Consider the following 21,910-nt stretch of genomic DNA (forward strand, 5'->3'; position numbering starts at 1 on the left):
TCCCGGCGGACTCAGCCGTCGATGGCGTTGTGCGGACGCGACTCGATGGCCGTGCGCGGACGGTCCCACCTGCTGGGTTCGTCTTTGCGGCGTGGCGGGCGATCGTTGGCGATCAGCACCGCGATCCAGGGCAGCGGAATCGACGCGACGATGATCAGGATGGACAGCAGCGGGTTGCCGAACGCGCTGTAGGCGACCGCTGCGAGGACCAAGCACGGGATGCGGAACGCCATGATGATCGTGTATCTGCGCACCCGGGCCCGGTGCTGATCGTCCAGCGAGGGGGCCGCCTCGGTGATCAACGCGGGGTGCTTGTCGTCGGTGCCTGGGAAGTATCCGGAGGAACGGCGGGGCTGCGTCGGCATCGTCACGTCGGGGTGCTCTTCGCGGTCGCGGCCGTCGGCGGATGGGGAATCGCCGTTCTGCTGCATACCCCGAGTCTTCCACTCGTGGTCCATCCGCGCACACACCGAGGTGCGGCGTAGCGCAGATCGCAGGCCAGCGCGATTTCGTGCCCGCCGCCGAGTGCGGGTCCGTTGATGGCGGCGAGGTAGGCGACGCCGGAGCGGTTCATCCGCAAGGTGGTGCGTTTCCAGCGGTGGTCGGCATCGGTACGCGAGCGCCGAACGGCGTCGGGTCTGCTCGGCGGTGGCCGGTGTGATGCGACACCGAGGTGAGGCCATGGTCAGCGGTGTTGTCGCGCGATGCGGCATCATGGAGTGCGTGAGCACCGACACCATGGTTCGCCCGGATACGACGACCGACGAGACGACGGGCGACGACACCCCGAAGTTCTTCCACTACGTGAAGAAGGACAAGATCGCCGAGAGCGCCGTGCTGGGCACCCACGTGGTCGCGCTGTGCGGAGAGGTCTTCCCGGTGACCCGCTCGCCCAAGCCGGGCTCTCCGGTGTGCCCGGAGTGCAAGAAGGTCTACGACGGCCTACGCAAGGGCGACTGAGGCGACGATCTACTCGCCGGACGAGGACCGCGCCGCGCGCAGATCGAGCACGGCGCGCAGGCCGTCGGAGTCCGCGTCGTCCGGACCCGCCGCCGCCTCGTCGCGATCCGTCGTGTCCGCGTCGGTTCCGCTCTCGCCGCGTACCTGATTGGCGATCCACTCCTTGACTTGCTCCATGCGCGTCGCGCGGGCGGGCCAGAACTCCTGCACCGCCGCGTTGAACTCCGCGCCCAGGATCACCGCGAAGCCCAGGAAGAACGTGAACAGCAGGAACGCGATCGGCGTCGCCAGTGCACCGTAGGTGACGCCGGTGCGGCTGACCCACGACAGGTAGCGGCGCAGCACTTCGCTGGCCGCCATGAAGAACACGCCCGCCACCAGCGCCCCGCCGAAGAGCCGGTGCCAGGGCAACGAGGTGTGCAGTGCCAGCTTGTACAGGGTGGTGAGCCCGACGATCAGCAGCAGGCCGACGCCCGGGTAATAGAAGAAGTCCAGCAGTTGCAGTCCGGTGGCTCGCCACGCGGTGGGCAGCACCCGCCCGATCAGCGTCGGCCCCAGCGCCACCAGCGGCAGGATGAACACCGACGCCGCCAGGAACAACAGGTACAGCAACAGCGCGAAGATGCGCTGCCACACCGGGTGCCGCGCGTCCTGCTGGTCGTGGGCCTCCACGATCGAGTCGACGAAGGTCGCCATCGCCGACGATCCGGCCCACAGCGACAGCACGAAGCCCACCGACACCACCGCTCCCCGCCCCTGCCCGAGGACGTCCTGCACCGTGGGCTCGATGAGATCGGACACCACGTTGGCGCTGAACAGCTCCCGGCTGAACGCGATGATCTTGGACTCGACTATCTGCACCGTGTCCGGGCCGAACCATCCGCCGACGTAACCGAGGCTGCCGAGCAGGCCGAGCAGCAGCGGCGCCAGCGAGAGCGTCTGCCAGAACGCGGCCGCGGCCGATTTGGCGAAGATGGAATCCGTCCACGCCTTCTGCGCCACCCGCAGGATCAGCGCGGCGGCCCGTCTGCTCAACACCGCGGTGCGCGCGCTCGCGCGGTCGGCCCAAGTGGGCGGCCGCACAGCGGCGGCGCGGGTCGACGGTGTGTCGGTCCGCGGCGGATCCCCTGGAATGGCGTGGTGCTCGGTCATCGTGCTTACAGCATCGCGCACTTCGGCGATCCGCATCGGAGTGTGCGCGCGACGTGTCGGTGGGCATCGGGTGAACTCCCAGCGTCCTGGCTGGTGGCCGTGTGATGCCCGTCGCGCCCGCCGCGTCGGTTTGGCGACACACCGTGCCGGGCCGCTAGGGTCGTCTGCGTGACTGGGTCGGGTGGCGCCGCTGTGGCGGGAGAGGCAGAGACGCCGGGCGATTCGAAAGCGATCGGCCCCGCCGTCAGCGGTGGTTCCCTCCGCGCCTGGCAGCGACGTGCGTTGACGAAGTACCTGGCCACCAAACCACGAGACTTCCTCGCCGTGGCCACCCCGGGCGCGGGCAAGACCACCTTCGCGCTGCGCGTGGCCGCCGAACTGCTGGCCGACCGCACCGTGGACCAGATCACCGTGGTGGCACCCACCGAACATCTGAAGCACCAGTGGGCACAGTCGGCGGCGCGCTCCGGGATCGCGCTGGACTCGCGGTTCTCCAACTCCACCGGTGGCACCTCGGGTGACTATCACGGTGTCGTGGTCACGTACGCGCAGGTCGCCGCGCATCCCTCGCGCCACCGCGTGCGCACCGAGAATCGCAGGACGCTGGTCGTTCTCGACGAGATCCATCACGCGGGAGACGCCAAGAGCTGGGGTGACGCGACCGCTGAGGCGTTCGGCGACGCGACTCGCCGCCTCGCCCTGACCGGTACGCCGTTCCGCAGCGACGACAGCCAGATCCCTTTCGTGGTCTATGAACCCGACGAGTCCGGTTTCCCGAAGTCCCGCGCCGACCACACCTACGGCTACGCCGAGGCGCTCGCCGACGGCGTGGTGCGGCCGGTGGTCTTCCTGGCCTACTCCGGCGAAGCGCACTGGCGCGACAGCGCGGGCGAGGAGTATTCCGCCCGCCTCGGCGAGCCGCTGAACGCCGAGCAGACCGCCCGTGCCTGGCGGACCGCGCTCGACCCGGCCGGCGACTGGATCTCCGCCGTGCTGCGCGCCGCCGACATCCGGCTGCGCCAGAAGCGCGCCTCCGGCATGCCCGACGCGGGCGGTCTGGTGATCGCCACCGACCAGGACCGTGCCCGCGACTACGCCGAACTGCTGGAACACATCTCGGGTGAGAAGCCGGCGCTGGTGCTGTCCGACGACCCGGCCTCCTCCAACCGCATCGCCGAATTCAGCAACAGCACCCAGCCCTGGATGGTCGCGGTCCGCATGGTGTCCGAGGGCGTCGACGTGCCGCGCCTCGCCGTCGGGGTGTACGCGACCAGCGCCTCCACCCCGTTGTATTTCGCGCAGGCGATCGGGCGATTCGTGCGTGCCCGTAAGTCCGGCGAGACCGCGACGGTGTTCCTGCCCTCGGTGCCGGTGCTGCTGGATCTGGCCGCGCAACTGGAGTTGCAGCGCGACCATGTCATCGGCAAGCCGCACCGGGAGAAGAACGGCCTGGACGACGACTTGCTGATCGAGGCGAACAAGCAGCAGGACGAACCGGGCGAGCAGGAGAAGTCCTTCGTCGCGCTGGCCGCCGACGCCGAGCTCGACCAGGTGATCTACGACGGATCCTCCTTCGGTACCGCGACCTTCGCCGGAAGCGACGAGGAAGCCGACTACCTCGGGATTCCGGGCCTGCTGGACGCCGAGCAGATGCGCGCGCTGTTGCGTGAGCGGCAGGCCAGACAGGTCGCGGATCGGAGCGTGTCCGCGCCCGTCCCCGATCCCGGTCCACAGGTGGCGGGCGCCGCGGAGCGGGTCGCCACCGCCGATCGGCTCGGCGAGTTGCGGCGCGAACTCAACAGCTTGGTGGCGATGCATCACCATCGCACGGGGAAACCGCACGGCGTGATCCACGGCGAGCTGCGCCGCGAGTGCGGCGGGCCGCCGACCGCGCTGGCCACCGCCGAACAACTCGGTGAGCGCATCGCCGCGCTGCGCCGGAAGTAGCCCGCCTCAGTCGGCTTGGGCGGGCCAGGCGGCCATGGCGCAGTCGATGGACGCGGTGAGTTCCGGTAGCGCCGCGCCGTCCCGTGCCTGGATGGACAAGCCGTAGAGGACCGTCGTGTAGAAACCGGCGAGCGCCGCGCTGTCGGTACCGGGCGGCAGATCGCCCTCGGCGACGCCGCGCTCGAGTCGTCGCCGGATGTCTTCGGTCGTCGCGCGGCGCTTGTCGATCAGGAAATCGCGGATGCCGGTGTTGCGCGTGGTGTAGGTGGAGCCCGCGAGCACGACCATGCACCCGTGCGGCTTGTTCTCCTCGGTGTAGGCCACCGCGTTGTCCCGCAGCATCGCCTCGATGGCCGCCCGCGCGGTGGGTTCCTCACGCAGCGCACGGGCGGTATAGCCGCCGTCGGTGTGCCCGTAGAGGTCGACGGCCGCGCGGAACAGCGCCTCCTTGCCGCCGAACGCGGCGTACAGGCTGGGTGAGTTGATCCCCATCGCGGCGGTGAGGTCGCTCATCGACGCGCCCTCGTAGCCGTGCTCCCAGAACACCTCCATGGCGCGGCGCAAGGCATCGGCGCGATCGAAGGCGCGCGGTCGTCCCCGTTCAGCCATACCGGACCTTTCTGTGTCGATCGTTAAATATACCCCTTGACACCGTGGCGGCGGATGCGGTTGGCTATTTATGTATTGATCGACACAAAAATAGGAGGAGTACCGATGCCGGACCTGACGGGCAAGGTCGCACTGGTCACCGGGGGCAGCCGCGGGATAGGGGCGGCGATCGTGCGCCGCCTCGCCGCGGCGGGCGCGGACGTGGCGCTGACCTACCAGCACGCCGAGGGGCAGGCGAAGACGGTGGTCGGCGAGGTCGAGGCGCTCGGGCGGCGAGCCGTCGCCATCCAGGCCGACAGCGCCGACGCCACCGCCGTGCGCACGGCGGTGGACCGCGGGGCGTCCGAGCTCGGCGGGCTGGACATCCTGGTCAACAATGCGGGGATCTTCCCGGCGAAGCCGTTCGAGGAGTTCACCGTCGCGGAGATCGACAACGCGCTCGGTGTGCACGCGCGTGCCGCGTTCGTCGGCGCGCAGGCCGCGGTCGCGCACATGACCGACGGCGGGCGGATCATCAGCATCGGGACCAACCTGACCGATCACGCGCCGTTCGACGGGGTGACGCTCTACAACCTCAGCAAGTCCGCCCTCAACGGCTTCACCAAGGCGCTGGCGCGCGAACTGGGCCCGCGCTCGATCACGGTGAACCTCGTCCAGCCTGGCTCCACCGACACCGACATGAATCCGGGCGACGGAGCGCATGCGGGCAGGCAGCGCGCCCTGACCGCGCTCGGGCGCTTCGGCGCCGCCGACGATGTGGCGGCGACGGTGGCCTTCCTGGCCGGGCCGTCCGGTCGCAGCGTGACCGGCGCGTTCCTCACCGTGGACAGCGGTACCAACGCCTGATCAACCCGGCGGAATACCGCCGCTGTGGGACTACGACCGCCCGCTGGAACGCCGCGACGTACGTGCTCGGCGTCGCAGGACCGATCGGCTCGCGAACCGCGCCAGCGGCATGCCCGTGGCAGCGGCAACGATGCGGCCGGAATCGGTGGCCCGGATACTCCGAGGTGGTTCGGCGGTTCAGCGCGGCGTCGTGGTGAAGAATCGCCGAGGGTCCAGCGCACTGATCGGCGTCCACCGCGTCGCCGGTGCAGACTCGTCCGAGTCCTGCGGCGCGGCGGCGAAATAACCCAGGATCGCCAAGCCCAGTCGCGGATCCTCGTCGACTCGCCGCGCCATCTCGTAGAAGACGGCCAGAAGGTGCACGCATCGTGTCTTGCGCGCGGTGCACGAGCAGTCGGTACCCGCGAGGACCGGCGCGAGGGAGACCCCGGCCGCGCTGATCGCGCGGTGCACATCGTCGGTCGGTACGGGCGGGTCCGGCACGAATCCGGCGATCGCGGAAACGGCGGTCCGGGACAGGGGGGCCACCTCTACCTGCGTCACCGACGCCTGTCCGCCCCGGTGGATGGTGGCCCGCACAAACTGTCCTTCGACGGTGGCCCGCACGCCGTTGTTGCGCGCGATGCTGCGCGCGCGGGGCAGCAGCGGGTCCGGCCGGGTCTGGCGCAGCGGCTCGGCGAGGCGGACCCAGTCCATGCCCCACGCGGTGTAGCCGAATTCGTTGTCCGCCATCAGTTCTCCCTCTTGCGGCGCAGTATCTCGATCAGCTGGGCGTCGTCCAGTGCGGCCAGCGACGCGATACCCGCAGCGTCGCCGAGGTCGCGCAGCGCCGCCTTGCGGTCGTGCATGCCCGCGATGTGCTCCTCCACGGTGGTGGTGGAGGTGAGCGTGGTGACGGTGACCGTGCGGGTCTGGCCGATCCGGTGCACCCGGTCGGAGGCCTGCGCTTCCACCGCCGGGTTCCACCAGCGATCGAAGTGGACGACGTCGGCGGCGCGGGTCAGCGTGAGCCCGGTGCCCGCCGCGCGCAGGCTGAGCACCAGCACCGGTGGCCCGTCCTCGGCCTGGAATCGGGTGACGATCTCGGCGCGCTCGGCCTGCGAGAGGCCGCCGTGGAAGAACGGCGCATCCACGCCGAACTGCTCGGCGAGATGCCGTACCAGCAGGTCACCGGTCTGCCGGTACTGCGTGAAAATCAGTGTCGGACTGCCAATTTCGAGATTGGCGGCGACGATGTCGGTACACAGGTCGAGCTTCCCGGACCGGCCGGCGAGCTCGTCGAGTTCGCCGGTGATCAGGCCGGGATGGTTGCACACCTGCTTCAGGGCGGTCAGCGCCGCGAGCACGCGGCCGTGGCGCTCGATGCCCGCGCCGAATCCGTCGTCCACGGCCTTGTCGAGCAGTTGGTCGTAGAGCTGTTCCTGTTCGGCGGTGAGGTCGCAGAGCAGGTCGCTGTGGATTTTCGCGGGCAGGGCGGCGGCGACCTGACGTTTCGTGCGGGCCAGCACCACCGGTTCGATGGTGTCGCGCAACCGTGCCGCGGCGGCGGCCGAACCCTCGTGGATGGGCCGCACGAAGCGCCGCCGGAACTGCGTCCGGTGCCCGAACAATCGGGGTGCCACCAGGTGCAGCAGGGCCCACAACTCATCGAGATGGTTCTCCACCGGCGTGCCGGTCAATGCGACCGTGGCGGCCGCGTCGATCGCGCGCGCCGCCTTGGCGACCTGGGTGCGGGGATTCTTCAGCGCCTGCGCCTCGTCGAAGACGGCCGTCGCCCACCTCCGCTTCGTCAGCAGCTGCCCGTGTAGCCGCAACGTCGGGTAACCGGCGACGACGATCGTCGCGGCGTCGGGATCGACGGCGCCGCCTCGCCACACGACCACGCGCAGCCCCGGCGCGAACCGGCCGATCTCGTGCGCCCAGTTGCCGACCAGCGAGGTCGGGCACACCACCAACTGCGGACCGGCCTCGGCCCGGTCGAGCAGGAAGCCGATGGTCTGCACGGTCTTGCCCAGCCCCATCTCGTCGGCGAGCACCGCGCCGCCGTGCGCGGCCACCGTTTCGCGCAGCCAGCCGACCCCGCGGGCCTGATAGGGGCGCAGCCGGGCTTTCAGGGTGGCCCGCAGATCCGCGGTGACCGCCTCGGTGTCGCGCAGGACGGCCAGTGCCCGTCGCGCGGAGACGATTGCCGTGCGGGACGCGTCCGGCACGGCGTGCGCGGCGATGGGCAGGGCATCGGCGTCCGGGCCGGGCGGCTCCCCGGCGGGGTCGGCGAGCGCGGAACGCACCACCTGTTGCCAGATCAGGACCGACTCTCCCGGGTGCTCGAGGCTCGAGTCGGCGAAAGTCTCGGGATCCACCAAGGCGGCATCGACGTCGATGACCTCGAGGGCTCCGTCCACGCCGATCGGGACGGCCAGCGCCAGGGTCTGGCGGTCACCTGGACCGGTCGGGGCCGGACCGGTGGCGTGTCCGAGCCAGGTCCAGAGCGCGAACATGTGCCGATCCGGTAGATAAGTGGCGTGTGTGCTGGGCAGAGCGCACCCCTTGAATCAACGTATGGTGTACGGAGTAACCTGACAACGGACACCGTACCGGATCGGTTCCGAGGAGCCAGTGAGCGACGACGTCACATCCGACGAGGCCAGGCGGCTGATGAGCTTGCTGTGGCGGCACGAACTTCCGCCGCGTCCGGCTGGGCGCGGTCCGAAGCAGGCGGTCAGCGTGGATGCGGTGGTCGCCGCGGCCGTCGCACTCGCCGACCGGCAGGGCTATGACAAGGTCTCCATACGCACGGTCGCCGCCGAACTGGGGCTGCGGCCGATGAGCCTCTACACGTACGTGCCGAGCAAAGACGCCCTGACGGTGCTCATGGTCGACGCGGTGGCCGAGGAGGACGCGCCGGTTCCCGCCGACCTGCCGCCGCGTGAGCGCCTCGCCGCGGTGGCCCGCCAGGTGCGCGCGGAACTCCTCGCGCACCCCTGGCTGCTCGAGGTGTCGCCGTGGCGGCTCGTGCTCGGGCCGGGGCGGATGCGTCGCTACGAGCGGCAGCTCGCCGCGATCGAGGGGCTCGGCTTGCCGGACGTGGCGATGGACCGGGCGATCGCCGTGCTGTCGGAGTTCGCCACCGGAAACGCGCGCATGGCGGTGGCAGCGGCCCGCGAGACCGCGCGAATGAGCGACGCGCAGTGGTGGGAAGTGCACGGTCCACTGCTGAGCGAGGTCATGCCGCCGAGCCGGTTCCCGCTCGCCGCACGTGTCGGGGCGGCGGTGGGTGAGCTGTACCAGGCGCCGGCCGACCCGGACGGCGCGTTCGAATACGGCCTGGCCAGGCTGCTGGACGGCATCCTCGGCACGGAGTGAGCGCGCCGCCGGACACACCGGCAGCGGGCGACCTGTGGGTCGCCCGCTGCCGTGGAAACGGTGTTCTGTTGTTCGATGCTGTTGTGTCAGGACGCGAGGAGCAGGTCAGAGCGCGGGAGCGGACTCCGTGTCGATCACGGCGTCCAGCTCACGCAGCCGATCCATGTGTTCGTTCGCGTGGTGCTGGCAGAAGAGCAACTCTCCACCCGCGGGCAGTACGGCGCGCACACGGGCCGCCGCCCCGCAGCGGTCGCAACGATCGACCGCGGTCAGTGGGGTGCTTGTCAGGGTTCCTGGCATGACTCCTCCGTCCTGGCTCCCGGTCCCGACGACCGTTCACCTGGTGTGGGGCCCGTGGTCACTCACCACGAGCTCGCTACCGCTACTTCCCAGCAGGGGTATGACTACTCTGTCAGACGTTCGGGACGGGGGACTTTGTTCCCGCGGATGAAGCAGTGTGTTTTCGATAACACGACCAGGGATTTCGCTACGGGCGAACGCCGCTGGTCCTGTCGTGGATGTGCACTGCGTCACACTCTCGATCGGCCGATCCAGTTGTCTACCGGGAGATTACCCGTGACCTATGACACTCACACGCTTGTTCACCTATGCACTTTGGATGAATGGTTATCCGCGCGGCAAACGGGGGAGTACCGAGCGCCCTCCCTCGCCGAGGCAGGGTTCATCCATCTCTCGTCGGCGCAACAGGTGCACCTGCCCGCGAATCGCTTGTTCGCGGGGCGGCGTGATCTGGTGTTGCTGCGGATCGACTCCCGCCGCGTCGGGTCGCCGATCAAGTGGGAGCCGGGCGTCCCGACCGATCCGGAGTCGATGCTCTTCCCGCACCTGTGCGGCCCCTTGCCGGTGGCCGCGGTCACAGGGGTCGTAGAGTACCTGCCCGCGGCGGACGGAACATTCGCCCCACTCCCGGCGTGATTACCGGTCGCGGATCTCACGCGCCACTATGGCGGCCTGAACCCGCGACCGCACACCGAGTTTCGTCAGCACCCGGGACACGTGTGTCTTGACGGTCGTCTCGCCGATGAACAGCCGCCCCGCGATCTGCGCGTTGGACAGGCCGTCGCCGAGGCAATCGAGCACTTCGCGCTCCCGCTCGGTGAGCTCGCCGAATCCGGCGGGAGCCGGTTGCGCGGCAATCTGATTCGACGCGGCGAACGCCGAGATCACCGCTCGCGTCACCTCCGGAGCCAGCACGCCGTCCCCGGCCGCGACCGCGCGCACCGCCTCGACCAGCGCCCGGCCCGACGTGGATTTCAGCACGAATCCGGAGGCACCCGCACGCAGCGTGCGAAAGACGTACTCGTCCAGATCGAACGTGGTGAGGATCAGCACCTTCGCCAAGCCGTCCGCGGTGATCCGCTCGGTCGCGGTGATCCCGTCCACGCCCGGCATGCGCACGTCCATCAGCACCACCTGCGGCCGCAGCGCTTTGGCCTGCGCCACCGCGACATCGCCGTCGGCCGCCTCGCCGACCACCTCGATATCGTCCTCGACGTCCAGGATCATCCGCAGGCCGGCGCGGATCGCGGCGTGGTCGTCGGCGATCACCACCCGAATCGTCATGCGGCGCCCACGCAGCCAAGCGGCAGGGTGGCCAGAACTTGCCAGTGGCCGGAATCCGTTCCGGCGCACAAGCTTCCGCCGAGTGCCGCGGCCCGTTCGCGCATGTTCACCAGACCGCGACGTCCCGCTCGGTCGACGGCCCGGTGGGGCCGCGCGGGCGTTGACCTGTTGCGGACGGATATGGTCAGTCTCTCCTGCTCTGCGCGCACGTCGATGGAGACCTCCTGTCCCGGCGCATGTTTCATGGCGTTGGTCAAAGCCTCCTGGACGATGCGATAGGCGGCCTGGTCGACGGCGCTGGGCAGCGCGGCGCCGTCCAGTGATTCGCGCACCCGTACCGAGATCCCCGCCGCGCGTGCGGCGTCCACCAGGATCGGCAGCTGCGCGAGGGTGCGCGGCGCGGCTACTTCCGCCGCGCCGTCGTCGCTGCGCAGCAATCCGATCATGGTGCGCATCTCCTCCAGTGCGCTGACGCTGTTGGCGCGGATGGAGCGCATGATGCCGGCCACCGCCGGGTCGGCGTCGCGGCGGGCCAGCACGCCGAGCGCCGCCTCCGAGTGCAGTGCGATGGCCGACAGGTGCCCGGCGATCACGTCGTGCAGGTCGCGCGCCATCGTGGTGCGCTCGTCGGCGATGGCCGCGCGCCGGTCGAGTTCGGCGACCAAGGTCAGCGCCTCGGCGCGGGTGCGCTCGGCGTTCGCGATCTCCTTGTGCGTGCGCACCGAGTTCGCCCACCAGATCGGCGTCGCGACGAAACTGAACACCGCCACCAGCGCCAGCGCGACCGCGCGCAGGTCGCCGGTCAAGGCGAGGGTCACCACCACCACGACGACGGACAGCGTCGCCCAGGACAGCGCCGTGATCCGCGACGCCCGGCGCCCGGCGTAGAGCACGGCCGCGTAGATCAAGTCGGCATAGACGATCCACACCGGCACCGTGGCGCCCAGCCAGATGTCCGCGGACAGCGGCAAGAGCCCGGCAAGCATGGCCGCGACCGGCATCCGGCGCCGGCAGAAGGTCGCCAGGCACAGTAAAGCCAGCACACCGCACCGCACCCACAACGATGCCTGCTCGCCCCGCTCGGTCATGGTGGACAAGCCGGCGAGGTACAGCGCCGCGCCCCCGGCGAACGCGATCACGGCGCCCAGCGCATCCCGTGCCCGCTCCGGCACATCCGCCCACCGCCACACGCCTCCATCACAGCACAGCGACCGCGACGCGCCATCGGCCGAAGTGATGACCGATCCGTTCGCGGACGCGGTGATCCGGCTAATCTGGAGGGCGTGAACGTCGACGTCACCGCACTACCCGGGATCGGTGTCCGGAAGGACTTCGAAGTGCGATCCGGTCGCCGAATCGGCGTGGTCGCCCACCGTGATGGTGATATCGACCTGATCGTCTCCAAACTCGACGATCCCGACGCCTGTGCCGCGCAGATCCCGCTGACCACCGATGAGGCCGCGGTCCTGGCCAACTTGCTCGGTGCGCCGCAACTGGTCGCCAAGCTCAACGACGACCATCGCGACCTGCCCGGGATCACCACGCGCCAGCTCCCGATCGGGGACGATTCCCCCTACGACGGCCGCACCCTCGGTGAGACCGAGATGCGTACCCGCACGAAGGCCTCCATCGTGGCGGTCATGCGGGCCGGGCAGTTGCATCCCTCGCCCGGACCCGATTTCACCTTCACCGCGAGCGACCTGCTCGTGGTCGTCGGCACTCCGGAGGGCTTGGATGCCGCCGCGAAGATATTGACGCACGGCTGAGCCGTGACGGACACCGCGCTCGCCCTGATCGAGCTCGGAGCGGTTCTCTTCGTTCTCGGCATGCTGGGGCGTGTCGCGGGCCGTGTCGGTATGTCGCCCATTCCGCTGTACCTGCTCGGCGGTGTCGCCTTCGGCCAAGGTGGTCTCATCGAACTCCGGGCCGCGCACGACTTCGGCCATATCGCGGGCGAGATCGGCGTGGTGCTGCTGCTCTTGCTGCTCGGCTTGGAGTACACGGCGGCGGAGCTGGTGACCGGCCTGCGTCGTTCCTGGGCGGCCGGTCTGGTGGACATCGTGGTCAACGCGTCACCGGGGGCGGTGGTCGCGCTGATGCTGGGCTGGGGTGTCGACGGCGCGATCACGATGGCAGGCGTCACCTACATCTCCTCGTCGGGCATCGTGGCGAAGGTCCTCGACGACCTCGGACGCCTGGGCAACCGGGAGACGCCGGTGATCCTGTCCATCCTGGTATTCGAAGACCTGGCGATGGCGGTCTACCTCCCGATCCTCACCACGGTGCTGGCGGGGCTCAGCTGGCTCAGCGGGCTGCGCGCCCTGGCGGTGGCACTGATCACCATCACGCTGGTGCTCGTGGTGGCGCTGCGTTACGGGCGGTACGTCTCGGCGGTCGTGGACAGCGCCGACCGTGAGGTCTTCCTGCTCACGCTGCTCGGCGCGGCGTTGCTGGTCGCGGGCGTCTCCTCGGCGCTGAGCGTGTCGGCGGCGGTCGGAGCGTTCCTGCTCGGCATCGCGATCTCCGGCTCGACCGCGCACGCGGCGGCGAAGATGCTCGAACCGCTGCGCGACCTGTTCGCGGCCATCTTCTTCGTGGCCTTCGGGTTGAACACCGACCTGCGAGCGATCCCGCCGGTGCTGGGCTGGTCGATCGCGCTGGCGGCGGTCACGGTCGTCACGAAGGTGGCGACCGGGTGGTGGGCCGCCGCGCGCGAGGGCATCCGGCAGATGGGCCGGGCCAGAGCGGGCGCTGCGCTCGTCGCGCGGGGCGAATTCTCCATCGTCATCGCGGGATTGGCCGTGAGCGCGGGCGCGATGGACGGTCAGCTCACGGCGCTCGCCTCGACCTACGTCCTGCTGATGGCGGTGCTGGGCCCGATCGCGGCGCGGGTGGTCGAGCCGATGGTCGGTTTGCTGCCCAACCGCGGCCGCCGCGAGCCCCAGGTCTACTGATCAGTCCGGGGCCGTGCGGGCTCTACGGCCTGCGGTCCGTTCCAGCCGATGCCAGAACAGGCTCGCGATCGCCCCGACCGCCAGCCCGATCACGGCGGCACAGAGATGGCCGTAGTCGGTGAATGTCGGCTCGATCCACAGCGCCACGCCGAGCGTCACGAGCAGCGCACCGGCCCACCCCAGCCGCACCCTGCCGCGGAACCGGAATGCCAGCGCCGCCAGCACGGCCGAAAAGCCGTAGCTTGTCCCGACATCCGCGGCGACGGCTACCCGCAGCGGGATGAGGCCACGGTCGATGGCGTGTGAGATGCCGGTGACGGTCAACAGCGTCGCCCCGATGTGCCCGGTCGCGAACAGCAGGATCCAGCGCGCGGTGCCCAGCCAGCGCTCGGCATATGCCATGACGATCAGGAAACCGGCGATGGCTGTCCAGGGGAAGCCGCCGTCGGTCCAGAACGCCGAGGCGACCAGCACCTGAACCGGGTTGTGCCGCATGTTGTAGAGGTTGGTCGACGCCGAGAAGATCAATCTGCGCTCCACCGAGTCACCGACCCCGCGCAGCGTCCACCAGGTGACGAACAGCGTGAACGCGTAGGCGGTGCTGGCGGGGGCGGCTCCCAGGTGCCCGCGGATCGCGGGCAGGAGCCGTCGCGGCAGCCCGGGACGGCGCAGCCAGGCTTGCACGTCGCGCCACTCGGCGCGCAGGTCGACGGTCTGCGTCCACGGGGACCGCAGCCAGCTCGAAGTCGAGGTTGAGGCAACCACCCCGCAAGTCTGCCGGGCGGAAGCCGAGCGCGGCGAAGTGCCCCCGTCGTGGCGCCGTTTCATCCGTCGCGTCTTCGGCCTGGCTCGGAAAAGCGCGACGCCCGCATTCACCGGCCGCTGGAGGAATCGAGCGGACGACGAATGCGGGCGTCGAGGCGATGCGACCTAGTCGAGGTAGTCGCGCAGGACCTGTGAGCGACTGGGGTGGCGCAGCTTGCTCATGGTCTTGGACTCGATCTGGCGGATGCGTTCGCGGGTGACCCCGTAGACCTGGCCGATCTCGTCGAGGGTGCGCGGCTGGCCGTCGGTGAGGCCGAAGCGCAGCCGGACCACGCCCGCCTCCCGCTCCGACAGCGTCTCCAGCACCGACTGCAGTTGATCCTGCAGCAGCGTGAAGCTCACCGCGTCCACCGCGACCACGGCCTCGGAGTCCTCGATGAAGTCGCCGAGCTGGCTGTCGCCCTCGTCGCCGATGGTCTGGTCCAGCGAGATGGGCTCACGCGCGTACTGCTGGATCTCCAGCACCTTTTCCGGCGTGATGTCCATTTCCTTGGCCAGCTCCTCCGGCGTCGGCTCGCGGCCGAGATCCTGGAGCAGCTCGCGCTGGATGCGGCCGAGCTTGTTGATGACCTCCACCATGTGCACCGGGATGCGGATGGTGCGGGCCTGGTCGGCCATGGCGCGGGTGATGGCCTGCCGGATCCACCAGGTGGCATACGTGGAGAACTTGTAGCCCTTGGTGTAGTCGAACTTCTCCACCGCGCGGATCAGACCCAGGTTGCCCTCCTGGATCAGATCCAGGAACGCCATGCCGCGGCCGGTGTAGCGCTTGGCCAGCGAGACGACCAGGCGCAGGTTGGCCTCTAGCAGGTGGTTCTTGGCCCGGTTGCCGTCGCGGACGATCCAGTTGAAGTCGCGGCGCATGGCGACCGGCAGCTTCTCGCCCTGCTCGGCGAACTCGCGCACCTTCTCCGCGGCGTAGAGGCCCGCCTCGATCCGCTTGGCGAGTTCGACCTCCTCCTCGGCGTTGAGCAGCGCGACCTTACCGATCTGCTTGAGATAGGCGCGGACCGAGTCGGCCGAGGCGGTGAGCTCGGCGTCCTTGCGGGCCTGGCGCAGCGCCTCGGACTCCTCTTCGTCCCAGACGAAGTCGCCGGAGGCCTTGTCGGCCGCCGTCGGCTCGTCGGCCTCGGTCTCGGCTTCCTCGGTTTCGGTGTCCTCGGCGACGTCGACCAGTTCGTCGCCGTCGGCGAGGTCCTCCTCGGAGACTTCCAGATCGCCGAGATCGTCGAGATCGAGCGACTCGTCCTCGATCGCCTCGTCGGCGCCGGGCTCGCCGTCGGGGCCCGCCTTCTTGGTGGTGGCCTTCTTCGCGGGAGCCTTGGCCGCCTTCGCGGCCTTCTTGGCAGGCGCCTTCTTGGCGGCGGCCTTCTTCGCCGGAGCCTTCTTCGCGGCAGCCTTACGGACCGGCCGTGCTGCGGTTACATCTGCGGAGTCGGCATCGGCCGATTCGGCGGTCTGACGGGTATTCGTGGCTACCACGTACGCCCTTTCGTGACGGTCTCGTGCGGCGTCACGCCAGAGTGAGTTTCCGGCGGAGCGATCTGTCGGGTTTCACCGGCGGAGGGCCGGTCGGGGTTCTCCGGCTCAGCCGGGCACGTTCCATTGTAACGATCTAACCAGGGTACCTACGGCACGATGCCGGGAACGGCATCCTCGCGGTTCCCGCGCGCCTCACGGTGCGACGCCCCCCGCGATCGCCATGGCGGCGCCGACGATGCCCGCGGTGTTGCGCAGGCGGGCCGGGATGACCGGAGTCCGGTTGGTGAGCAGGGGAATCCACTGCTCGGCTTCCCTGCTGATGCCCCCGCCGGCGACGAAGACGACCGGGAAGAACAGGTTCTCCATCCCCGTCAGCACCAGGCTGACCTGCGCCGCCCACTGCTCGTAGCTCAGGCCGTCGCGTTCCTTGATCGAGGCCGCCGCGCGGTGCTCGCTCTCCATGCCCTGGATCTCCAGGTGTCCCAGTTCGGTGTTGGGCACCAGCGTGCCGTGGTAGAGCAACGCCGAGCCGATGCCGGTGCCGAAGGTCAGCAGCACGACCAAGCCCGCGAAATTGCGCGCCGCGCCGAAGTGGTCCTCGGCCATGCCCGCGGCGTCCGCGTCGTTGAGCACGGTGACCGGACGGCCGCCGAGCGCGGCGGAGAAGAGCGCCCGCGCGTCGGTGCCGATCCAGGACTTGTCGATGTTCGCCGCGGTGCGCGCCACCCCGCCGATCACCACCGAGGGCAGGGTGAGGCCGACCGGCCCCGTCCACTTGGCCTGGTCGACCAGTTCGGCCACCGCCTCCGCCACCGCGAACGGTGTCGCCGGGTGCGGCGTCGCGATCTTGATCCGCTCGTGGACCAACTCCCCGGTGGCCAGATCGACCGTGGCGCCTTTGACGCCGCTGCCGCCGATATCGATGCCGAATGCGTGCCCCCGAGCGGACATGACTAACCCCTCGTCTCCCTGTGCTGGCCGGTGTGATGACAGCGCTGCACGGGGCCCGGGACGCCCATGGCGGGCGTGCGAATGGGGTGCCCGACGACGGCGCTGTGTCGTGCACGACAAGAGTAATGGGAGCACGAGGCTGGGCGTTCGGCGAGGATGTGTGATGCGATGGTGGGCGTGCCGGAAACCTCATCGTCAGTGTCCGACTACACCCCCGACTCGTTCGTCTCGATCGTCGCGCGTGGCGACGAAGCCGACCTGCGCCGCGTCGCGGTCGACCTCGCCGAGACGGCCGCCGCCCATGTCCGCGCCCGTCGTCCCGAGGTGTTCGGGCCCGCGGGCGTGCACGCCGAAGGCGCCGTGCGGTCCAAGAGCCACGAGACCGACCCGGTCACCATCGTGGACACCGAGACCGAAGAGCTGATTCGAAGATTGCTTGCCGAGCAACGCCCCGGCGACCCGATCCTCGGCGAGGAGGGCGGCGGCAGCATCGATGACGCGAGTGCGGACACCGTCCACTGGGTGGTTGATCCGATCGACGGCACCGTCAACTTCCTCTACGGCATTCCCGGCTACGCCGTGTCGGTCGCCGCGCTGCGCGGCGGCCGTCCGGTCGCGGGCGCCGTGGTGGACGTCGCGCGGGCAGCCACCTACAGCGCGGGGCTCGGACTCGGCGCGCTGCGCGTCGACGCCGACGGCGTGGTGGAGCACTTGAGTTGCACGCCCGTCGAATCGGTGGCGATGTCGCTGGTCTCCACCGGATTCGCCTACGGCAGGCACCGCAGGAGCAGGCAGGCGGAATTGATCGCGCAGGTGCTGCCGCACGTGCGCGACATCCGCCGTTTCGGTGCGGCGGCGCTGGATCTGTGTCATGTCGCCGCCGGCCGCGTGGACGCCTACTTCGAGCACGGCTTGAACGCCTGGGACTGGGGCGCGGGCGCGCTGATCGCCGCCGAGGCGGGTGCGCGCCTGACGCTGCCGCCCGCGACGGCGCCGGGCACCGACGGCGACCTGGTGGTGGCCGCCGCGCCCGGCATCGCCGACGAGCTGGGGGAGTTGTTGGCCCGGGTCGGCGCTACCGAGCCGATTCCGGATCGCTGATCAGCAGCGGGCCTGCCGTGCGGCGTCGAGCAGCTTGATGTCGATGGAGGTGGAGTTGCCCGGCGCCGGGTTCTTGAGCGAACGCAGCACTTCCTCGGCGTCGTTGCTGGGGCGGATGTCCCGGAACAGCGAGCCGAGCACGAGATCGACGGTGTCGTCGCCGCGCTGATCCTCGATCAGCTCGGCGCACGGCGCGACCAGCTGTACGGCGGCCGCGGCCGGACGGCCGTTGACGCCGAAGCGGACCTGCCCGGTGCATTCCAGGTCGCCGTTGACGTATACCGAATCGTTGCCGTATTGCGTTCCGGGAGCGCTCGCGAAACCGAGGTCGCCGAGCTGGGCGGCGACGTGCGCGGCCTGGCCGCGCTGGTTGTTCGCGTTCAGCACGCGCACCTTGCTCGCCGCCAGCGGTGCGGGTTCCACGTCCTGCAGCCGGCCTGCGCCGACCCGCTGGCCGAGCGGAGTCGGTTGCGGCGCACCGGGATCCGAGGCCGGGCTCGGTGAGTTGCACGCCATCGCGGTGTGGTCGGTGTCGTGCGTCGTGAGGGCTTTGACCCAGACGATCCCGCAGATCAGGGCGAGAACGCCGAGCATGATGAGCCAGGGCTGGGGGCGGCGGCGCACGTACGGTTGCCCTTGTGAATCCGTCGCGGTGCCTTCGGTGATCAGTGAAACCACCAGCACACTCTACGAAAATGTGGGGCGGTCGCGTCGCAAGGTCTCGGTGCGTTCCAGGAACGGTGTCGATTGCCCCTCATTTTCGACTCGGCTGTGTTTTGATTGCGACTTTTGCTCCGGGGTCCGCTATTGTCTGGCGGCCCAGATCGAATCGCCGGTGCGGAAATCAGTGGTCGGTCGCGGGAACAAGAAGGGCATGTCCTGCGTTTACCCAGCGCTATCAGGAGTGGATCGGCATGATCCGCCCTAATAGGCGACCGGTGTACGTGTGACGTGCACCACCGGCGGGGCGGTACCGGTCGCGGCGATTCCGGCAGGAATCGGGTGTGAGCGGACCGGTCCGGGATATACGGAGTTAGGACGAGGGGAAGACGACATGGCAACCGACTATGACGCACCGAGGCGCACCGAATCCGACGATGTGTCGGAGGATTCGCTGGAGGAGCTGAAGGCTCGTCGTAACGAGGCACAGTCCGCCGTCGTGGATATCGACGAATCCGATACCGCGGAGTCGTTCGAGCTTCCCGGCGCCGACCTGTCCGAGGAAGTGCTGACGGTTCGGGTGATCCCGAAGCAGGCCGACGAGTTCACCTGTTCCAGCTGTTTCCTGGTCCATCACCGGAGCAGGCTGGCCAGTGACAAGGGCGGTCAGATGATCTGCATGGATTGCGCCGCCTGATCTCGACGAGATCGAACAACAGTGTCAGCCCGCGCTCGGTAGACCGAGCGCGGCGAGGACCCGTTCGGGCCGCCGCGTACTGACCAGCCAGTACGGCGTCGGATCGTCCGGGTCGTCGAGCACGAGCAAGACCATCGGCCCGATCCAGGGGCGATGCTGGACATAGGCGGCGGGGTCGAGCTGGCGACCCAGCGCCGCGCTTTTCGCGGTGGGGGCGACGGCGGCCGCGCGAGCAACGAAATTCACCGGCAGATGCGCGCGATCGGCGCGCAACTCCGGTGTGCCGTTCGCGTCCGGCGCCACTTCGACGCGGTGGCGGCTCAGCCACAGCAGCACCCAGATCGGCACGGGGAACAGCAGCACATAGGGCAGCCAGGCACGCAGTCCCGGCGCGCCCATATGGATCTCCGCCGCGAGCAATCCGGTGACGGCGAACGCCACCGGCCACCACCACAGCGGCACCCACAGGCGCTCCAGGTATCGGTGCGCAGGCTGCGCTTTCTCGTCCGCGGTCATGGGGTTGGGCTGGTCCGACACGAGTCAACACTAAGTCACGAGGGCAAACAGCCTACGCGTAGGCTCGTCCAACGTGAGCGCACTTTCACCCATACCCTTGCTGCGGCTCGACCCCGGCATCCCTCTGCCCACGCGCGCCCATGCGGGTGACGCGGGCGTGGATCTGTGCACCACGCAGGACGTCATCCTGGAGCCGGGGGAGCGGGTGCTGGTCGGCACCGGCGTCGCCGTCGCGCTACCGGTCGGCACCGTCGGCCTGATCCACCCGCGCTCGGGTCTGGCGGCCAAGGCCGGCCTGTCGGTGGTGAACACCCCCGGCACGGTCGACGCGGGGTACCGGGGCGAGATCAAGGTGTGCCTGATCAACCATGATCCGCGCACGCCGATCGAGTTGCGGCGCGGTGATCGGATCGCGCAACTGCTGGTACAGCGGGTGGAGCTGGTGGATTTCGTGGAGGTCGACTCGCTCGACGAGACGACCAGGGGAGCGGGCGGCTACGGCTCCAGCGGCGGTCACGCGAGCTTGACCGCACAGACGAACGGGGTGGGCCGGGCTACCGGCGAGGAGGCATGACGGGAATGTTCGGAAAGAGAAAGAACTCGAGCAGGGCCGCGGACGACCGGTACGACGAGGCGGACGACTACGCCGACTACGAGTCCGCCTACGAGGGCGAGTACGACGACGATTTCTACGACGACGCCCCCACCGACGAGCGCTCGTACGAGGGCGTGGATCTGGACGTCGACCGGCCCCACGGCCGGCCCGGCCCCTACGACTACGACGAGGTCGCCGAGCTGCTGGATTCGGTGTCCGAGCAGCGGCTGGATCTCGGGTCGGTGTTGTTGCCGGTCCCGCCGGGCGGTCAGCTGCAGGTCGAGATGACCCCGGAAGGCCAGCCGCAGGCGGTGCACCTGGCCACGGAGCACGGCCGGATCACCGTCGCGGCCTACGCCGCGCCCAAGACCTCCGGCCAGTGGCGGCTGGTCGCCGCGGATCTCGCCGAGTCGCTGCGCAAGGACGGCGCCAGGGTGTCGGTCGAGAACGGGCCGTGGGGCCGAGAACTGCTGGCCCTGACCGAAGGCGCGGACCTGCGTTTCATCGGCGTGGACGGCTATCGCTGGATGGTGCGGCTGGTCGCGGCGGGCCCCTCGGGCGCGGCGAACGACGGCAGCCCCTTGGTCAAGGCGGCGCGGGCGATCCTGAGCGAGACCGTGGTGCGGCGCGGCGAGGACCCGCTGCCGGTGCGGGACCCGCTTCCGGTGGTGCTGCCGCAGGAGCTGGCCGAGCAACTCGCCGCGGCTCATCAGCAGCAGGTGGAGGCTCAGCAGCAGGCGATGGCCGCGCAGGTGGCGGCGCAGACCGGTGCGCAACCGGTGGTGCCGCGCATGCCGCAGGGCCCGCGCCGGGGCGCGGACGGGTCGGCCATGCAGCAACTCGGCCTGAACTGAGCGGAAGATCTCACCCGAAGGCGCCGATACCCGTGTGTCCCAGGATCGCGGGGTCGGCGCCGAGTTCGTCCAGCGTGATCCGGTACAGGTGCGCGCGCGGGGCCAGCGCCGCCCATTCCTCGGCGACCGCATGCGGGTGCACCGGGTCGTCGACCGCGGTGACCACCGCGAGCGGCAGCTCGAATGCCGACAGCAGCTCGGCATCGGGCCACTTGTAGTCCGCGGCCTCCTCGAGCGCCCGCGGCAGTTCCGGCCACTGTGCCCGCCAGGACTGGGTCAGCGCGTCGGCCAGCCACCGCGGGCTGCTCGCCCGCATCCGGTCGATCACCGTGTCCAGACCGTCCACGCGCAGCTGCGCCGCGGTGGCCGCCGCGCTCAGCGTGGCGGGACAGGCCGCGGTGTCGGGCCCGGTCCAGGCGGGCAGTGCCGCCACGACCCCCACGACGCGTTCGGGGTGCTCGGCGGCCCACTCCAGTGCGATCGCCGCACCCAGGGAAATGCCCGCCACCAGCACCGGGCCCGAATCCGCCGCCGCATCCAGCGCTGCGTGGCAGCTCGCCACCACCCGGCGCGGGTCGGGTTCCACCGCGACGAAATCCAGGCCGCGTGCGGCGCTCGCGGGACCGAAGGCGCGCCTGGCGAAATCGGCGTCGGACCCGGTGCCGGGCAGTGCCACGACACGAGCGGGGTGTGGGGAGTCGAACATCGGTCCGAGCGTAGCGGGGGTGGCCCGGCCCATCTACAGTGGCGTTGTACGGCCGCCGCAGGCCGTGCGGATCGGATCCCTCACGATGGTGTGCGACCCACGCCATCT

The 21,910-nt window shown here is 69.8% G+C and carries 26 protein-coding genes; 11 read left to right on the forward strand and 15 right to left on the reverse strand.

Annotated elements, in window-relative coordinates:
- Window positions 1-11 precede the first annotated feature (11 nt).
- Together ACWEO7_RS21795 and ACWEO7_RS21800 are read right to left on the reverse strand one after the other, a co-directional pair.
- Window positions 12-365, reverse strand: coding sequence for a DUF3099 domain-containing protein (locus ACWEO7_RS21795; protein WP_450016743.1), 354 nt, complete (start codon window positions 363-365; stop codon window positions 12-14).
- Between the two features lie 2 nt (window positions 366-367).
- Window positions 368-574, reverse strand: coding sequence for an enoyl-CoA hydratase-related protein (locus tag ACWEO7_RS21800; protein WP_452425661.1), 207 nt, complete (start codon window positions 572-574; stop codon window positions 368-370).
- 149 nt (window positions 575-723) lie between these two features.
- On the opposite strand from ACWEO7_RS21800, the gene ACWEO7_RS21805 reads away from it, so the two are divergent.
- On the forward strand, window positions 724-960 hold the full coding sequence (locus ACWEO7_RS21805) for a DUF3039 domain-containing protein (RefSeq protein ID WP_039799212.1): 237 nt from the start codon (window positions 724-726) through the stop codon (window positions 958-960).
- Window positions 961-969: 9 nt separating this feature from the next.
- Here ACWEO7_RS21805 and ACWEO7_RS21810 read toward each other — a convergent pair whose 3' ends face one another.
- Window positions 970-2,112: a YihY/virulence factor BrkB family protein gene (locus ACWEO7_RS21810; RefSeq protein ID WP_452425698.1), complete on the reverse strand. Its 1,143-nt coding sequence runs from the start codon at window positions 2,110-2,112 to the stop codon at window positions 970-972.
- 192 nt (window positions 2,113-2,304) lie between these two features.
- Between ACWEO7_RS21810 and ACWEO7_RS21815 the strand changes: the two genes are divergently transcribed.
- Complete coding sequence (locus ACWEO7_RS21815; RefSeq protein ID WP_450016745.1) at window positions 2,305-4,059, forward strand: DEAD/DEAH box helicase; 1,755 nt, start codon at window positions 2,305-2,307, stop codon at window positions 4,057-4,059.
- Between the two features lie 6 nt (window positions 4,060-4,065).
- Here the strand turns inward: ACWEO7_RS21815 and ACWEO7_RS21820 are convergent, their stop codons facing one another.
- Window positions 4,066-4,668 carry a TetR/AcrR family transcriptional regulator gene (locus ACWEO7_RS21820; RefSeq protein WP_452425663.1) on the reverse strand — a complete coding sequence of 201 codons (603 nt, stop codon included), beginning with the start codon at window positions 4,666-4,668 and terminating at the stop codon, window positions 4,066-4,068.
- Between the two features lie 105 nt (window positions 4,669-4,773).
- Between ACWEO7_RS21820 and ACWEO7_RS21825 the strand changes: the two genes are divergently transcribed.
- Window positions 4,774-5,514, forward strand: a complete 741-nt coding sequence (locus ACWEO7_RS21825) for an SDR family NAD(P)-dependent oxidoreductase (RefSeq protein ID WP_452425665.1) — start codon at window positions 4,774-4,776, stop codon at window positions 5,512-5,514.
- A 177-nt stretch (window positions 5,515-5,691) separates the two neighbouring features.
- Here ACWEO7_RS21825 and ACWEO7_RS21830 read toward each other — a convergent pair whose 3' ends face one another.
- Together ACWEO7_RS21830 and ACWEO7_RS21835 are read right to left on the reverse strand one after the other, a co-directional pair.
- On the reverse strand, window positions 5,692-6,246 hold the full coding sequence (locus tag ACWEO7_RS21830; RefSeq protein ID WP_452425667.1) for a hypothetical protein: 555 nt from the start codon (window positions 6,244-6,246) through the stop codon (window positions 5,692-5,694).
- Window positions 6,246-8,012, reverse strand: coding sequence for a DEAD/DEAH box helicase (locus ACWEO7_RS21835; protein ID WP_452425669.1), 1,767 nt, complete (start codon window positions 8,010-8,012; stop codon window positions 6,246-6,248). Before ACWEO7_RS21835 ends, ACWEO7_RS21830 begins: the two co-directional genes overlap by 1 nt.
- Window positions 8,013-8,169: 157 nt before the next feature.
- Here ACWEO7_RS21835 and ACWEO7_RS21840 point away from each other — a divergent pair, with 157 nt between their 5' ends.
- Window positions 8,170-8,877: a TetR/AcrR family transcriptional regulator C-terminal domain-containing protein gene (locus tag ACWEO7_RS21840; RefSeq protein WP_452425700.1), complete on the forward strand. Its 708-nt coding sequence runs from the start codon at window positions 8,170-8,172 to the stop codon at window positions 8,875-8,877.
- Between the two features lie 105 nt (window positions 8,878-8,982).
- Here ACWEO7_RS21840 and ACWEO7_RS21845 read toward each other — a convergent pair whose 3' ends face one another.
- Window positions 8,983-9,177, reverse strand: a complete 195-nt coding sequence (locus ACWEO7_RS21845) for a DUF7455 domain-containing protein (RefSeq protein ID WP_036538000.1) — start codon at window positions 9,175-9,177, stop codon at window positions 8,983-8,985.
- A 276-nt stretch (window positions 9,178-9,453) separates the two neighbouring features.
- Between ACWEO7_RS21845 and ACWEO7_RS21850 the strand changes: the two genes are divergently transcribed.
- Window positions 9,454-9,813, forward strand: coding sequence for a DUF952 domain-containing protein (locus ACWEO7_RS21850; RefSeq protein ID WP_452425671.1), 360 nt, complete (start codon window positions 9,454-9,456; stop codon window positions 9,811-9,813).
- Here the strand turns inward: ACWEO7_RS21850 and ACWEO7_RS21855 are convergent, their stop codons facing one another.
- A complete protein-coding gene (locus ACWEO7_RS21855; RefSeq protein WP_355070358.1) occupies window positions 9,814-10,461 on the reverse strand; it encodes a response regulator transcription factor in 648 nt (215 codons plus the stop codon). It abuts the gene before it with no gap.
- Window positions 10,458-11,633 carry a sensor histidine kinase gene (locus ACWEO7_RS21860; protein ID WP_452425673.1) on the reverse strand — a complete coding sequence of 392 codons (1,176 nt, stop codon included), beginning with the start codon at window positions 11,631-11,633 and terminating at the stop codon, window positions 10,458-10,460. The genes ACWEO7_RS21855 and ACWEO7_RS21860 overlap by 4 nt, the downstream gene beginning before the upstream one ends.
- Window positions 11,634-11,744: 111 nt before the next feature.
- Between ACWEO7_RS21860 and ACWEO7_RS21865 the strand changes: the two genes are divergently transcribed.
- The gene (locus ACWEO7_RS21865) at window positions 11,745-12,227 is read left to right on the forward strand and encodes a cation:proton antiporter regulatory subunit (protein ID WP_355070361.1); all 483 of its coding nucleotides are present in this window, start codon (window positions 11,745-11,747) and stop codon (window positions 12,225-12,227) included.
- 3 nt (window positions 12,228-12,230) lie between these two features.
- Window positions 12,231-13,415: a cation:proton antiporter gene (locus ACWEO7_RS21870; RefSeq protein ID WP_452425675.1), complete on the forward strand. Its 1,185-nt coding sequence runs from the start codon at window positions 12,231-12,233 to the stop codon at window positions 13,413-13,415.
- On the opposite strand, the gene ACWEO7_RS21875 is transcribed toward ACWEO7_RS21870, so the two are convergent.
- From ACWEO7_RS21875 to ppgK, 3 genes are all read right to left on the reverse strand, one after another.
- Window positions 13,416-14,180 (reverse strand): rhomboid-like protein, encoded by a 765-nt coding sequence (locus ACWEO7_RS21875; RefSeq protein WP_452425677.1) that lies wholly within the window; start codon window positions 14,178-14,180, stop codon window positions 13,416-13,418.
- Window positions 14,181-14,345: 165 nt separating this feature from the next.
- Window positions 14,346-15,722 (reverse strand): RNA polymerase sigma factor, encoded by a 1,377-nt coding sequence (locus ACWEO7_RS21880; RefSeq protein WP_450016697.1) that lies wholly within the window; start codon window positions 15,720-15,722, stop codon window positions 14,346-14,348.
- A gap of 192 nt (window positions 15,723-15,914) precedes the next feature.
- Window positions 15,915-16,673 (reverse strand): polyphosphate--glucose phosphotransferase, encoded by a 759-nt coding sequence (ppgK, locus tag ACWEO7_RS21885; protein ID WP_450016699.1) that lies wholly within the window; start codon window positions 16,671-16,673, stop codon window positions 15,915-15,917.
- A gap of 156 nt (window positions 16,674-16,829) precedes the next feature.
- Here ppgK and ACWEO7_RS21890 point away from each other — a divergent pair, with 156 nt between their 5' ends.
- A complete protein-coding gene (locus tag ACWEO7_RS21890) occupies window positions 16,830-17,774 on the forward strand; it encodes an inositol monophosphatase family protein (protein ID WP_452425679.1) in 945 nt (314 codons plus the stop codon).
- Here ACWEO7_RS21890 and cei read toward each other — a convergent pair whose 3' ends face one another.
- Entirely contained in the window at window positions 17,775-18,452 is a 678-nt protein-coding gene (gene cei / locus ACWEO7_RS21895) for an envelope integrity protein Cei (RefSeq protein ID WP_356961577.1), read from the reverse strand.
- Between the two features lie 376 nt (window positions 18,453-18,828).
- Here cei and ACWEO7_RS21900 point away from each other — a divergent pair, with 376 nt between their 5' ends.
- Window positions 18,829-19,131, forward strand: a complete 303-nt coding sequence (locus ACWEO7_RS21900) for a DUF4193 domain-containing protein (RefSeq protein WP_014351871.1) — start codon at window positions 18,829-18,831, stop codon at window positions 19,129-19,131.
- A gap of 24 nt (window positions 19,132-19,155) precedes the next feature.
- Here the strand turns inward: ACWEO7_RS21900 and ACWEO7_RS21905 are convergent, their stop codons facing one another.
- Window positions 19,156-19,647, reverse strand: a complete 492-nt coding sequence (locus tag ACWEO7_RS21905) for a DUF3093 domain-containing protein (RefSeq protein WP_452425702.1) — start codon at window positions 19,645-19,647, stop codon at window positions 19,156-19,158.
- Window positions 19,648-19,720: 73 nt separating this feature from the next.
- Here ACWEO7_RS21905 and dut point away from each other — a divergent pair, with 73 nt between their 5' ends.
- Window positions 19,721-20,221 carry a dUTP diphosphatase gene (dut, locus tag ACWEO7_RS21910; RefSeq protein WP_355070372.1) on the forward strand — a complete coding sequence of 167 codons (501 nt, stop codon included), beginning with the start codon at window positions 19,721-19,723 and terminating at the stop codon, window positions 20,219-20,221.
- Between the two features lie 5 nt (window positions 20,222-20,226).
- Complete coding sequence (locus ACWEO7_RS21915) at window positions 20,227-21,096, forward strand: DUF3710 domain-containing protein (protein ID WP_452425681.1); 870 nt, start codon at window positions 20,227-20,229, stop codon at window positions 21,094-21,096.
- Between the two features lie 10 nt (window positions 21,097-21,106).
- On the opposite strand, the gene ACWEO7_RS21920 is transcribed toward ACWEO7_RS21915, so the two are convergent.
- The gene (locus ACWEO7_RS21920; RefSeq protein ID WP_452425683.1) at window positions 21,107-21,802 is read right to left on the reverse strand and encodes an alpha/beta fold hydrolase; all 696 of its coding nucleotides are present in this window, start codon (window positions 21,800-21,802) and stop codon (window positions 21,107-21,109) included.
- Between the last annotated feature and the right edge of the window lie 108 nt (window positions 21,803-21,910).

The organism is Nocardia sp. NPDC004260 (genome assembly GCF_053603155.1).